General features: G+C 61.5%; 9 protein-coding genes. All 9 read left to right on the top strand.

Going from position 1 to position 13,919, the window contains the following annotated elements; all coding sequences use genetic code 11:
* The first annotated feature begins 132 nt into the window (after positions 1 to 132).
* Positions 133 to 1,434 carry an MFS transporter gene (locus BM132_RS04880; protein WP_092398414.1) on the top strand — a complete coding sequence of 434 codons (1,302 nt, stop codon included), beginning with the start codon at positions 133 to 135 and terminating at the stop codon, positions 1,432 to 1,434.
* Entirely contained in the window at positions 1,412 to 2,809 is a 1,398-nt protein-coding gene (locus BM132_RS04875; protein ID WP_092453690.1) for a NarK family nitrate/nitrite MFS transporter, read from the top strand. The genes BM132_RS04880 and BM132_RS04875 overlap by 23 nt, the downstream gene beginning before the upstream one ends.
* Positions 2,810 to 2,873: 64 nt before the next feature.
* A complete protein-coding gene (locus BM132_RS04870) occupies positions 2,874 to 6,647 on the top strand; it encodes a nitrate reductase subunit alpha (protein ID WP_092453688.1) in 3,774 nt (1,257 codons plus the stop codon).
* Between the two features lies 1 nt (position 6,648).
* Complete coding sequence (gene narH, locus BM132_RS04865) at positions 6,649 to 8,187, top strand: nitrate reductase subunit beta (RefSeq protein ID WP_092398408.1); 1,539 nt, start codon at positions 6,649 to 6,651, stop codon at positions 8,185 to 8,187.
* 2 nt (positions 8,188 to 8,189) lie between these two features.
* Positions 8,190 to 8,945, top strand: coding sequence for a nitrate reductase molybdenum cofactor assembly chaperone (gene narJ, locus BM132_RS04860; RefSeq protein ID WP_092398406.1), 756 nt, complete (start codon positions 8,190 to 8,192; stop codon positions 8,943 to 8,945).
* The gene (gene narI / locus BM132_RS04855; RefSeq protein ID WP_092398404.1) at positions 8,938 to 9,618 is read left to right on the top strand and encodes a respiratory nitrate reductase subunit gamma; all 681 of its coding nucleotides are present in this window, start codon (positions 8,938 to 8,940) and stop codon (positions 9,616 to 9,618) included. Before narJ ends, narI begins: the two co-directional genes overlap by 8 nt.
* A 10-nt stretch (positions 9,619 to 9,628) precedes the next feature.
* On the top strand, positions 9,629 to 10,600 hold the full coding sequence (locus BM132_RS04850) for a peptidylprolyl isomerase (RefSeq protein ID WP_092453686.1): 972 nt from the start codon (positions 9,629 to 9,631) through the stop codon (positions 10,598 to 10,600).
* A 25-nt stretch (positions 10,601 to 10,625) separates the two neighbouring features.
* Positions 10,626 to 11,618 carry a GTP 3',8-cyclase MoaA gene (moaA, locus tag BM132_RS04845; protein WP_092398400.1) on the top strand — a complete coding sequence of 331 codons (993 nt, stop codon included), beginning with the start codon at positions 10,626 to 10,628 and terminating at the stop codon, positions 11,616 to 11,618.
* Positions 11,619 to 11,889: 271 nt separating this feature from the next.
* Complete coding sequence (locus BM132_RS04840; protein WP_092453684.1) at positions 11,890 to 13,905, top strand: ribonucleoside triphosphate reductase; 2,016 nt, start codon at positions 11,890 to 11,892, stop codon at positions 13,903 to 13,905.
* The last annotated feature ends 14 nt before the right edge of the window (positions 13,906 to 13,919 follow it).

Raw genomic sequence — 13,919 nt, 5'->3', positions numbered from 1 at the left:
GCTCTACCCCCTAAGAGGTAGACGGCGCCAGCATAGGTCAGTACCGCCGGGACGCACGTTGACCCAAGTCAAGTTTTAGCAGGGTACGCATCACTAGGCTGCGCTCATCGAACTTATGGGGAGTGCACCGAGATGCGAGCGCAAGTGCAACAAGGGCTGGTACTGGGGATGAGTACCCTGGCCTTCACCGTGTGCTTCATGGTCTGGATGATGTTTGCCGTGCTCGGTGTTCCGATCAAGGAAATGCTGGCCCTGAACGAAACCCAGTTTGGCCTGCTGGCGGCCACGCCGGTGCTCACCGGTTCGCTGGTGCGCCTGCCTCTGGGGTTGCTGACCGACCGCTTCGGCGGGCGCATCGTGTTCTTCCTGCTGATGCTCTCCTGTGTGCTGCCGCTGTACCTGATCACCCTGGCGACTGCTTTCTGGCAGTTCCTGGTGCTTGGTCTGTTCGTCGGCCTGGCCGGGGGATCGTTCTCGGTGGGCATCGCTTATGTGGCCAAGTGGTTCGACAAACAGAATCAAGGCTTCGCGATGGGTGTGTTCGGCGCAGGTAACGCTGGCGCCGCATTGACCAAATTCCTCGCGCCGGCCTTGATCGCATTCGGTTCCTGGCACCTGGTGCCGAAGGTGTTCAGCGCCATTCTGTTCATCACCGCGCTGCTGTTCTGGTTCCTCACCACCGAGAAAAAGGAACACAGCGGCAGCGGTGGCGCCACGTTGCGCGAGCAATTGAAAACCCTGAAAGAGCCGGCCGTTTGGCGCTACTGCCAGTACTACTCGATCGTGTTCGGCGGCTATGTGGCCCTGGCCCTGTGGATGACCAAGTACTACGTGCAGGAATACGGCTTCAGCCTGCAAAGCGCGGCGTTGCTGGCGGCGTGTTTTTCCCTGCCCGGAGGCGTGCTGCGAGCGGTCGGTGGCTGGATGTCCGACCGTTGGGGCGCCCAGAGCGTCACCTGGTGGGTGTTGTGGGTCAGCTGGATCTGCCTGTTCCTGCTCTCGTACCCACAGACCCAACTGCAAGTGCAGACCGTCAACGGCACGGTGGATTTTCACATCGGCCTCAACGCCACGCTGTTCACGGTGCTGCTGTTCGTGATGGGCATTGCCTTCGCGTTCGGCAAGGCCTCGGTCTTCAAGTACATCGCCAATGACTACCCGAAAAACATGGGCGCGGTGTCCGGCATCGTCGGCCTGGCCGGCGGGTTGGGGGGCTTTGTGCTGCCGATCATGTTCGGCGCCCTGGTGGACCTCACCGGCGTGCGCTCGTCCTGCTTCATGTTGATGTACGGCGTGGTCTGGGTCTCCCTCATCTGGATGTACCTGAGCGAGGTGCGCAAGCGCCCGCTGTTGGGTAAACAGCCGCCCGCCAGCCAATCCCCGTTTTCCAGCATTGCCCAAGGAGAAGAACATGTCCGTTCTGCAAACGCCTGAAAAGGGCCCGGTCATCCATGACTGGCGCCCGGAAGACCCCGCGTTCTGGGGCAAGAGTGGCAAACAGACCGCCCGGCGTAACCTGTGGATTTCCATCCCGGCGCTGCTGTTGGCCTTCGCGGTGTGGATGGTCTGGAGCACGGTGATCGTGCGCCTGAACGCCATCGGCTTCAGCTTCACTACCGACCAGTTGTTCTGGCTCGCGGCCTTGCCGGGGCTGTCGGGCGCGACCTTGCGCATCTTCTATTCGTTCATGGTGCCGATCTTCGGCGGTCGTCGCTGGACGGCCCTGAGCACCGCGTCGCTGCTGATACCGGCGCTGTGGATGGGCTTTGCCGTGCAGGATCCGGCCACGCCTTACAGCGTGTTCGTGCTGATCGCGCTGCTCTGTGGTTTTGGCGGCGGCAACTTCGCCTCGAGCATGTCCAACATCAGCTTCTTCTATCCCAAGTCCCAGCAGGGCACCGCCCTTGGCCTGAACGCCGGGCTGGGCAACCTGGGCGTGTCGGTGATGCAGTTCAGCGTGCCGCTGGTGATTTCCTTCGGCGTCTTCGGCTTCATGGGCGGCCAGCCGCAGGTGCTGGCCGACGGCAGTTCGTTGTGGCTGCAGAACGCCGGTTTTATCTGGGTGCCGTTCATCCTCGCCGTAACCGTGATTGCCTGGTTCGGCATGAACGACCTGTCCAGCGCACGCGCTTCGTTCAGCGAGCAGGCAGTGATTTTCAAGCGCAAGCACAACTGGCTGATGTGCTGGTTGTACCTGGCGACTTTCGGTTCGTTCATTGGTTTCTCGGCCGCGTTTCCGCTGCTGATCAAAACCTCGTTCCCTGACGTCATCGCCCTGAAGTTCGCCTTCCTTGGCCCGCTGGTGGGTGCCTTGGTACGGCCACTGGGTGGCTGGCTGGCGGACAAGCTCGGCGGCGCGAAGGTCACCTTGTGGAACTTCGTACTGATGATCGCGATGGTCTTCGGCGTCATGCACTTCCTGCCGCAGAACGGCCAGGGCGGTAGTTTCTACGGCTTCCTCGGCATGTTCATGTTGCTGTTCATCACCACTGGCGTGGGCAACGGTTCCACGTTCCGCATGATCCCGGTGATCTTCCGCACCCTGCATGAAAAAGCCAGCCGCGGCCAACAACCCGAACTGCGTGAACAAGCGCTCAAGAACGCCGGCAAGGAGTCGGCCGCGGTGCTGGGTTTCAGCTCGGCCATGGGCGCCTTCGGCGCGTTCTTCATCCCCAAATCATTCGGCACTTCGATGGCCCTGACCGGCGGCCCGGAGATGGCCTTCTACATGTTCGTCGGCTTCTACCTGAGCTGCATCGTGGTGACCTGGTGGTGGTACGCCCGCAAGGGCGCCGCAACACCGTGCTAAGCCGAACCTAAACCTGCGTGGGCGGGGCGCAGACCCCGCGGAGCAAGCCTGAGAGGAACACACTGTGAGTCATTTACTGGATCAACTGCGGTTTTTCAACCGTAAGCAAGGCGAGTTTTCCGACGGCCATGGCGAGACCCGCAAGGAGTCCCGCGACTGGGAGAACGTCTACCGTTCCCGCTGGCAGTACGACAAGATCGTGCGTTCCACCCACGGGGTGAACTGCACCGGTTCGTGCTCGTGGAAAATCTACGTCAAGAACGGCCTGATCACCTGGGAAACCCAGCAGACCGATTACCCGCGCACCCGTAACGACTTGCCCAACCACGAGCCGCGCGGCTGTCCTCGTGGCGCTAGCTATAGCTGGTACATCTACAGCGCCAACCGGCTCAAGTACCCGAAGATCCGCAAGCCATTGCTCAAGCTGTGGCGCGACGCCCGGCAGACCCTGGCGCCGGTCGAAGCCTGGGCCAGCATCGTCGAGGACAAGGCCAAGGCCGACTCGTATAAAAGCAAGCGCGGCATGGGCGGTTTCATCCGTTCCAACTGGGAAGAAGTCAACGAGATCATCGCCGCGGCCAACGTCTACACCGTCAAGCAATACGGCCCGGATCGGGTGGTCGGCTTCTCGCCGATACCGGCCATGTCGATGGTCAGCTATGCCGCCGGTTCGCGTTACCTGTCGCTGATCGGTGGCGTGTGCCTGAGCTTCTACGACTGGTACTGCGACCTGCCACCGGCTTCGCCGATGGTTTGGGGCGAGCAGACCGACGTGCCGGAATCGGCCGACTGGTACAACTCCAACTACATCATTGCCTGGGGCTCCAACGTCCCGCAGACCCGTACCCCTGACGCGCACTTTTTCACCGAGGTGCGCTACAAGGGCACCAAGACCGTGGCGATCACCCCGGACTATTCGGAAGTCGCCAAGCTCACCGACCTGTGGCTCAACCCCAAGCAGGGCACCGACGCGGCCCTGGCCCAGGCTTTCAACCATGTGATCTTCAAAGAGTTTCACCTGGACAAGCCCAGCGCCTACTTCACCGAGTACGCCAAGCGTTACACCGACTTGCCGGTTCTGGTGATGCTCAAGCCGATGCTCGGCGTGGCGCCGGGTTCGGGCTACCAGCCGGATCGCTTCCTGCGCGCCAGCGACCTGACCAATAATCTTGGACAGGAGAACAACCCTGAATGGAAAACCATCGCCCTGGATGCCAGCGGTGAACTGGTTTCGCCACAAGGCTCCATCGGCTATCGCTGGGGCGAGGAGGGCAAATGGAACATTCTTGCCCGTGAAGGCGGTGAGGGCCGTGAGATCGACCTCAAGCTCAGCCTGATTGGCGATGACGTCGCTGAAGTGGCCTTCCCGTATTTTGCCGGTGAAGCCCAGGAATACTTCCAGCACGTGGCCGGTGAGGCGGTGCAGTACCGCCGAGTGCCGGTGCACAACGTGGTGCTGGCCGACGGCAGCGTGGCGAAGGTCGCCACGGTGTTTGACCTGTCGGCGGCCAACCTGGCCATCGACCGTGGCCTGGGTGGCGCCAACGTTGCCAAGGACTATGACGACGCCTCGGTGCCCGGCACCCCGGCCTGGCAGGAGCAGATCACCGGCGTGAGCCGCGAGAAAGCCATCCAGATCGCCCGTGAGTTCGCTGACAACGCCGACAAGACCCGTGGTCGCTCGATGATCATCGTCGGCGCGGCGATGAACCACTGGTACCACATGGACATGAACTACCGTGGGCTGATCAACATGCTCATGCTCTGTGGGTGTGTCGGTCAGACCGGCGGCGGTTGGGCGCACTATGTCGGCCAGGAAAAACTCCGTCCGCAATGCGGCTGGTTGCCCCTGGCCTTCGGTCTGGACTGGAACCGTCCGCCCCGGCAGATGAACGGCACCAGCTTCTTCTACGGCCACAGCTCGCAATGGCGCCACGAGAAGATGAGCATGCACGACGTGCTCTCGCCCCTGGCGGACAAATCGCAGTTCCCCGAGCATGCCCTGGACTACAACATTCGCGCCGAACGGGCTGGCTGGCTGCCCAGCGCGCCACAACTCAACACCAACCCGCTGCACATCTGCCGCGATGCCGCCGCCGCGGGCCTGGAGCCCAAGGATTACGTGGTCAAGTCGCTGCAGGACGGCACCCTGCGGTTTGCCTGCGAGCAACCTGACAGCCCGGTTAACTTCCCGCGCAACATGTTCATCTGGCGTTCCAACCTGCTGGGCTCCTCGGGCAAAGGCCACGAGTACATGCTCAAGTACCTGCTGGGCACCAAGAACGGCGTGATGAACGAAGACATCGGCTTTGGCGGCGAATCCAAGCCTACCGAGGCTGAATGGGTCGACAACGGTGCCATCGGCAAACTGGACCTGGTGACCACCCTGGACTTCCGCATGTCCTCGACCTGCGTGTACTCCGACATCGTCTTGCCGACCGCGACCTGGTACGAAAAAGACGACATGAACACCTCGGACATGCACCCGTTCATCCACCCATTGTCGGCCGCCATCGATCCGGCCTGGGAATCGCGTTCGGACTGGGAAATCTACAAGGGCATCGCCAAGGCGTTCTCGGCCATGTCGGTCGGGCACCTGGGTGTCGAGAAAGACCTGGTCACCGTGCCGTTGATGCATGACAGCGTCGGTGAACTGGCCCAGCCGTTTGGCGGCACCGACTGGAAAAGCGCCGGCGTGGCGCCGCAACCGGGCAAGAACGCACCCAATCTGCAGGTGGTGGAGCGCGATTACCCGAACATCTACAAGCAGTTCACGTCCCTGGGCCCGATGCTGGAAAAACTCGGCAACGGCGGCAAGGGCATCAACTGGAACACCGACGATGAAGTGAAATTCCTCGGTGAGCTCAATCACCATGAAGTCGACGCCGGTATCAGCCAGGGGCGGCCGAAGATCGACAGCGCCATTGACGCGGCCGAGGTGATTCTGTCCCTGGCCCCGGAAACCAATGGCCAGGTGGCCGTCAAGGCCTGGGCGGCCCTGTCGAAATTCACCGGTATCGATCACAGCCATCTGGCGCTGTCCAAGGCCCACGAAGCGATTCGTTTCCGCGACATCCAGGCGCAGCCGCGCAAGATCATTTCCAGCCCGACCTGGTCTGGCCTGGAAGACGATCACGTCAGCTACAACGCCGGCTATACCAACGTTCACGAGGCGATTCCATGGCGCACCATCACTGGCCGCCAGCAGTTCTACCAGGATCACCCGTGGATGCAGGCGTTCGGCGAGCAACTGATGAGCTATCGGCCGCCGGTCAACACCCGCACCATCGAAGGCGTGAAGGGCAAGCGCAGCAATGGCGAGACCGAGATCGTCCTGAACTGGATCACCCCGCACCAGAAGTGGGGCATCCACAGCACCTACAGCGACAACCTGCTGATGCTTACCTTGAGTCGAGGCGGACCGATCGTCTGGCTCTCGGAGATCGACGCCAAGCGCGCCGGTATCGAGGACAACGACTGGATCGAATGCTTCAACGTCAACGGTGCACTGACCGCCCGCGCGGTGGTCAGTCAGCGCGTCAAGGAAGGCATGGTGATGATGTATCACGCTCAGGAACGGATCGTGAACGTGCCAGGTTCGGAAACCACCAAGACCCGTGGCGGCCACCATAACTCGGTGACCCGCGTGGTGCTCAAGCCCACTCACATGATCGGTGGCTACGCGCAACAGGCCTACGGTTTCAACTATTACGGCACGGTCGGTTGCAACCGCGACGAGTTCGTCGTGGTGCGCAAGATGTCCAAGGTCGATTGGCTCGACGGTTCCAGTGGCGATGATCTGCCGCGTCCACTGCCCACCGATATCGAGGAGAACTGAGATGAAAATTCGCTCACAAATCGGCATGGTCCTGAACCTGGACAAATGCATCGGCTGCCACACCTGCTCGATCACCTGCAAGAACGTCTGGACCAGCCGTGAAGGCATGGAATACGCCTGGTTCAACAACGTTGAATCCAAGCCTGGCATCGGCTACCCCAAGGAATGGGAAAACCAGGACAAGTGGAAGGGCGGCTGGATCCGCAACGCCGACGGTTCGATCAACCCGCGCATCGGCGGCAAGTTCCGCGTGCTGGCGAACATCTTCGCCAACCCGGACCTGCCGAGCCTGGACGATTACTACGAACCGTTCGACTTCGACTACCAGCACCTGCACACCGCGCCGCTGGGCGAGCATCAGCCCACCGCACGGCCGCGCTCGCTGGTGTCTGGCAAGCGCATGGAGAAAATCGAATGGGGCCCGAACTGGGAGGAAATCCTCGGCACCGAGTTCGCCAAGCGGCGCAAGGACAAGAACTTCGACCAGATCCAGGCGGACATCTACGGCGAATACGAAAACACTTTCATGATGTACCTGCCGCGTTTGTGCGAGCACTGCCTGAACCCGGCGTGCGCGGCGTCCTGCCCGAGCGGGGCGATCTACAAGCGCGAGGAGGACGGCATCGTCCTGATCGACCAGGAGAAATGCCGGGGCTGGCGCATGTGCATCAGCGGCTGCCCGTACAAGAAAATCTATTTCAACTGGAAGAGCGGCAAATCGGAAAAATGCATTTTCTGCTACCCGCGCATCGAAGCCGGGATGCCGACCGTTTGCGCTGAAACCTGCGTAGGGCGCATTCGCTACCTGGGTGTGTTGCTGTATGACGCCGACCGCATCAGTGAAGTGGCGAGCACCGCCAACGAGCACGACCTGTATGAGAAGCAACTGGAGATCTTCCTTGACCCGAACGACCCGGCGGTGATTCGCCAGGCCCTGGCCGACGGCGTGCCGCAGTCGGTGATCGACTCGGCGCAACGCTCGCCGGTCTACAAAATGGCCGTGGACTGGAAACTCGCGCTGCCGTTGCACCCTGAATACCGCACCTTGCCCATGGTTTGGTACGTGCCGCCACTGTCGCCGATCCAGAACGCTGCGGCGGCCGGCACTGTGGGCATGAACGGGGTGATCCCGGACGTCGACAGCCTGCGCATCCCGCTGCGCTACCTGGCCAACATGCTCACCGCTGGCGATGAAAAGCCGGTCAAGCGCGCCCTCAAGCGCCTGCTGGCGATGCGTGCCTACAAGCGTTCCGAACAGGTGGACGGCGTGCAGGACCTGCAGGTGCTGGCCGATGTCGGCCTGAGCGTGAACCAGGTGGAAGAGATGTACCGCTACCTGGCCATCGCCAACTACGAAGACCGTTTCGTCGTGCCAAGCGCCCACCGCGAAGACGCCATGAGCGACGCGTTCGCCGAACGCTCCGGTTGTGGTTTCAGTTTCGGCAGCGGTTGCAGTGGCAGTTCCGACACCAACATGTTCGGCGGCAAAAAAGCCAATCGCCGCGACGTGATCAAAACCGTGCAGTTGTGGGAGGAATGAACATGCGCATTCTCAAGGTAATTTCGTTGCTGCTCGATTATCCGACCGAGACCCTGGTGCAAGGACGTGACGAGCTGGAACAGGCCATCCTCCAGGCACGGGAAATCAGTCCGCAACAGCGCGCCGCGCTGTTCGAACTGCTCGAACTGATCTGCGGCAAGGACCTGATGGACGGCCAGGAGCACTACGGTGCGCTGTTCGGCCGTGGGCGCTCGCTGTCGCTGCTGTTGTTCGAACACGTCCATGGCGAATCCCGCGATCGGGGCCAGGCCATGGTGGACATGATGGCCCAGTACGAAGAGGCCGGTTTTGCCATCGGCGTGAAGGAACTGCCCGATTACATCCCGCTGTACCTGGAGTTTCTCTCCACCCGCGAAGACGTCGAGGCTCGCGAGGGCCTGGCTGACGTGGAACACCTGTTGGCCTTGCTCGCTGCACGCCTGGAAGAGCGGGAAAGCGCCTACGCCAGTTGCTTCAGGGCCTTGCTGCAAATCGCCGGGGCCGAACCCCAGGTGGCGGTGGCCGGGTTGCGCGAGCAGGTAAAGGCCGAGCCACGGGATGACTCCCTCGAGGCCCTGGACAAGATCTGGGAAGAAGAAGCGGTGGATTTCATGCAGGCCGAACAGCAGGACCGTTGCAGTTCACTGCCCAGCGGGCCAGGCAAGGCGCGGGACGAAAGTGCGGTGCCGTTGCACTGGGTGGATTTTCAGCATGAAGGCCTGGCCGCAGCGCCAGCCGGGGAGGTGGGTAATGTCTAAATGGGATCTGTTGATGTTCGGGGTCTACCCCTATGTCGCCTTGGCGATTTGCCTGATCGGCAGTTGGGCGCGGTTCGACCTGTCCCAGTACACCTGGAAGGCCGGTTCCAGCCAGATGCTGAGCAACCGTGGCATGCGTGTGGCGAGCAACCTGTTCCACGTCGGTGTGCTGTTCGTGCTGGCTGGGCACTTTGTCGGCCTGCTGACACCCTCGGCGATCTACCACCATGTATTGAGCACTGAGAACAAGCAGTTGCTGGCGATGGTGTCCGGCGGTTTCTTCGGTGTGCTGGGCCTGATCGGCCTGGTGATGCTGCTCAACCGGCGGCTGACTGACCCGCGGGTGCGTGCCACGTCCAGTACCTCGGACATCCTGGTGTTGGTGGTGCTGCTGGTGCAACTGGTGCTGGGCTTGATGACCATTGTGGCGTCGACCGCCCATATGGACGGCTCGGTGATGGTGATGCTGGCCGACTGGGCACAGAACACTGTGCTGTTGCGTCCGGTTGAGGCGGCCGCGGCCATTGCGCCAGTGGGCTTGGTCTACAAGCTTCATGTGGTGCTGGGCCTGACCCTGTTCGTGCTGTTCCCGTTCACCCGTCTGGTACACATCGTCAGTGCGCCGGTCTGGTACCTGGGACGTCGTTATCAAATCGTTCGGCAGAAGTTTTGAGGAGAAGATCATGGCGAGTGGATGCGGATGTGGTGGCAGTGGTGGCGGCAGCGGCGGTTGTGGTTCTTCGGCAAAAGCGGCACCGGTGATGGCGTCGATCGATGAGGTCGAACCGACCGGGGCGGTGCAGTTCGAACCGGCCCAGGCCGGGCCGGCAGCGGGCGATGATGCCCCGGCGCAATTGATCGCCAGCAGTGAGCAGGAGTGGCCGATCATCAGCGTCAACGGGATGTCGATCACCCCGCAGGCGATGGCCCAGGAGCTGCAATATCACCCGGCTGAAAGCCGCGAGGATGCGGTCTACCAGGCTGCACGGGCGTTGGTGATCCGGGAATTGCTCCAGCAACGCATTGCCGAGCTGGGGCTGGCGTTGCAGGTGGGCGCCGGTGAAAACGAAGAGGAGGCGGCCACGCGGCTGTTGCTCGAACGTGAGGTGCAGGTGCCGCAATGTGATGAGGCGACCTGTCTGCGCTACTACGAAAGCAATCGGGCGCGCTTTCACAGCGCACCGTTGCTGGCGGTGCGGCACATCCTGCTCGAGTGCGCACCGGACGACGCCGAAGCGCGCGACCAGGCTCACGGCCAGGCCGAAAGCCTGCTGCAACGCCTGGACGAGTTCCCCGGCAGCTTTGCCGAGCTGGCGCTGAATCACTCGGCCTGCCCGTCCAAGGCGCAGGGCGGTTCGCTGGGGCAGATCAGCAAGGGCCAGACCGTGCCCGAACTGGAGCGCCAGTTGTTTGCCTTGCCGGCCGGCCTGGTGGGCAAACCGCTGGAAAGTCGCTACGGCTGGCATGTGATCAGCATCGATCAGCGTGTCGAAGGCCAACCGTTGCCTTATGAGGCGGTGGCGACGGCGATTCGCACCCAACTGCAACAAGGCGTGTGGCAGAAGGCGCTGGTGCAGTACCTGCAAACCCTGATCGGTGCGGCGGACATTCGCGGCATTCATCTTCAGGGCGCCGACTCGCCGCTGGTGCAGTGAGCACCGGCTCAATCAGGGGACAGACATGAACGCCGTGTTGCAGGACGGATTTGGGCGCCAGATCGATTATCTGCGGATGTCGGTGACCGATCGTTGTGATTTTCGCTGTGTGTATTGCATGGCGAAAAACATGACCTTCCTGCCGCGTCAGCAAGTGTTGACCCTGGAGGAACTGCACCGCTTGGCGCGGCTGTTCGTGGGCCTGGGGGTCAAGAAAATCCGCCTGACTGGTGGCGAACCGCTGATCCGTCCGGGCATCGTCGGGTTGTGTCGCGACATCGCGGCGTTGCCCGGCCTGCGGGAACTGGTGATGACCAGTAACGGTTCGCAACTGGGGCGACTGGCCCGACCGCTGGTCGAAGCCGGGGTCAAGCGCATGAACATCAGCCTGGACAGTCTGGATGGCGAGCGCTTTCGGGCGATCACCCGCAACGGTGACCTGGATCAGGTGCTGGCGGGCATTGAGGCGGCGAAGGCCGCGGGGTTCGAGCGGATCAAGCTCAACTGCGTGGTGATGAAAGGGCGCAACTTCGATGAAGTCCCGGCGCTGGTGCAGTACGCCATCGAGCAACGCATCGACATCAGCTTCATCGAGGAAATGCCCCTGGGTGAAGTCGGGCGCTCCCGTGGTGAGTCGTTCTGTTCCAGCGATGAGGTCCGGGCGGTCATTGCCGGCCATCACCGGCTGCTCGACAGCACTGAAAACAGCGGCGGCCCGGCGCGTTATGTGCGCCTGGAGCAGCATGCGCAGACCCGAATCGGTTTTATTTCCCCCAATACCCATAACTTTTGCGCCAGTTGCAATCGGGTGCGTATGACCGTTGAAGGACGGTTGCTGCTGTGCCTGGGACAGGAGGACTCGCTGGACCTGCGCAGCTTGCTGCGGCGCTATCCGCTGGACGATCAACCGGTGATCCAGGCTGTGCAACAGGCCTTGCGCGGGAAACCTTTGCGCCATGACTTCAACCCGGGCGGGGAAGTGCAGATTGTGCGGTTCATGAATATGAGTGGTGGGTGAGCTGCACCGAACATATTGAATGTACCGCCGCCATCGCGAGCAGGCTCGCTCCCACAGGGGATTTAAGGTGTACGCAGAAATTGCAGTCGCCTGAAACCAATGTGAGAGCGAGCCTGCTCGCGATGACGACAGCAAGGTCAACCTCAATGCCTGCTGACCGACCCTCGATTCTTGATATCGGTCAATTGCAACTCGATCGTTTGGCCGTAATCTCCACTGCATATTGTGTTTATAGCTTATTAATTATCTATATGTAGTGTCTGGAGCCAAAATGCAGAGCACGTTGATCACAGTGGAGTGTAACCGCTTGCACAAGCGCGACGGCAGTGTGGTTGCCTTCGACGCGGACAAGATCCGCCAGGCGCTGATCGCCGCCGGCAAGGCCACAGGCGAATACGCCGAGGCCGAGGCCGAGGAGTTGCTGAAGGCAGTGCTGGCTCGACTGGAAGGGCAAACGCGCTTGAACGTCGAGCAGATCCAGGATCGTGTCGAGCGGGTGCTGATGGACGCCGGTTTCTTTCTGGCCATGCGTGCCTATATCGTCTATCGCGAGCAACATGGACGCCTGCGCCGCGACCGTCGCACCCTGGTCGAAGTCGCCACTTCGATGAACGAATACCTGGACCGCGAAGACTGGCGCGTGCAGGCCAACGCCAACCAGGGTTATTCCCTCGGCGGGCTGATCCTCAATGTGTCGGGCAAGGTCACCGCCAACTATTGGCTTGACGAGGTCTACAGCCAGGCCATCGGCCAGGCACACCGCGAGGCCGATCTGCATGTCCATGACCTGGACATGCTCGCCGGCTACTGTGCCGGCTGGTCCTTGCGTACGCTGTTGCACGAAGGCCTCAACGGCGTACCGGGTCGGGTCGAGGCCGGGCCGCCCAAGCATTTGAGCAGCGCCCTGGGGCAGATGGTGAATTTCCTCGGCACCCTGCAAAACGAATGGGCCGGCGCCCAGGCGTTCAGCTCGTTCGACACTTACCTGGCGCCCTATCTGCGCAAGGACAAGCTCAGCTATGGCGAGGTGCGCCAGTCGTTGCAGGAGTTTATCTACAACCTCAACGTTCCGTCGCGCTGGGGGACACAAACCCCGTTCACCAACCTCACGTTCGATTGGGTCTGCCCAGAGGATCTGCGCGAACAGATCCCGGTGATCGGCGGCGAAGAGATGCCGTTCGCCTATGGCGACCTGCAAGAAGAAATGGAACTGATCAACCGCGCCTACATTGAGGTGATGCAGGCCGGTGATGCGAAAGGGCGGGTATTCACCTTCCCGATCCCGACCTACAACATCACCCATGATTTCCCGTGGGACAGCGAGAACGCCGACCGGCTGTTCGAAATGACCGCCCGTTATGGCCTGCCGTATTTCCAGAACTTCCTCAACTCGGACATGCAACCCAACCAGGTGCGCTCGATGTGCTGCCGCCTGCAACTGGATGTGCGCGAGTTGCTCAAGCGCGGAGGAGGCCTGTTCGGCTCGGCGGAACAGACCGGCTCACTGGGTGTGGTGACGATCAACTGCGCGCGTCTGGGTTACCTGTACAAAGGCGACACCAGCGCGCTGCTGCAACGCATCGATACGCTGATGGAACTGGCGAAGGAGAGCCTGGAGGTCAAGCGCAAGGTCATCCAGCACCACATGGACGCCGGGCTGTACCCGTACACCAAACGCTACCTGGGCACGCTGCGCAATCACTTCTCCACCATCGGCGTGAACGGCCTGCACGAAATGCTGCGCAATTTCACCGATGACCAGCAAGGCCTGCATACCGAGCAAGGCCGGGCATTCGCACTGAAACTGCTGGATCATGTGCGTGCCACGCTGCTGCGTTTCCAGGAAGAAACCGGCCACCTCTACAACCTGGAAGCCACGCCCGCCGAAGGCACCACCTACCGTTTCGCCAAAGAAGACCTCAAGCGCTATCCCGATATCTTGCAGGCCGGCAGTCCGATCGCACCGTATTACACCAACTCGTCGCAATTGCCGGTGGGCTTCACCGACGACCCGTTCGAAGCCCTGGAACTGCAAGACGAACTGCAATGCAAATACACCGGCGGCACCGTGCTGCACCTGTACATGGCCGAGCAGATCTCCTCCACACAGGCCTGCAAGCAGCTGGTGCGCAAGGCCCTGGGACGTTTCCGCCTGCCGTACCTGACCATCACGCCGACCTTTTCCATCTGCCCGGTGCACGGCTACCTGGCTGGCGAGCACGAGTTTTGCCCCAAATGCGACGAGGCCTTGCTACTGCAACAGCAGTTGGCAGGCAGCGTTCACTGATCCGATCCATCGAC

Source organism: Pseudomonas sp. NFACC45 (genome assembly GCF_900113505.1).
GTDB lineage: Bacteria > Pseudomonadota > Gammaproteobacteria > Pseudomonadales > Pseudomonadaceae > Aquipseudomonas > Aquipseudomonas tehranensis.
The sequence above is the reverse complement of the archived record's forward strand: the minus strand, read 5'-3'. Positions and strand labels throughout refer to the sequence as shown.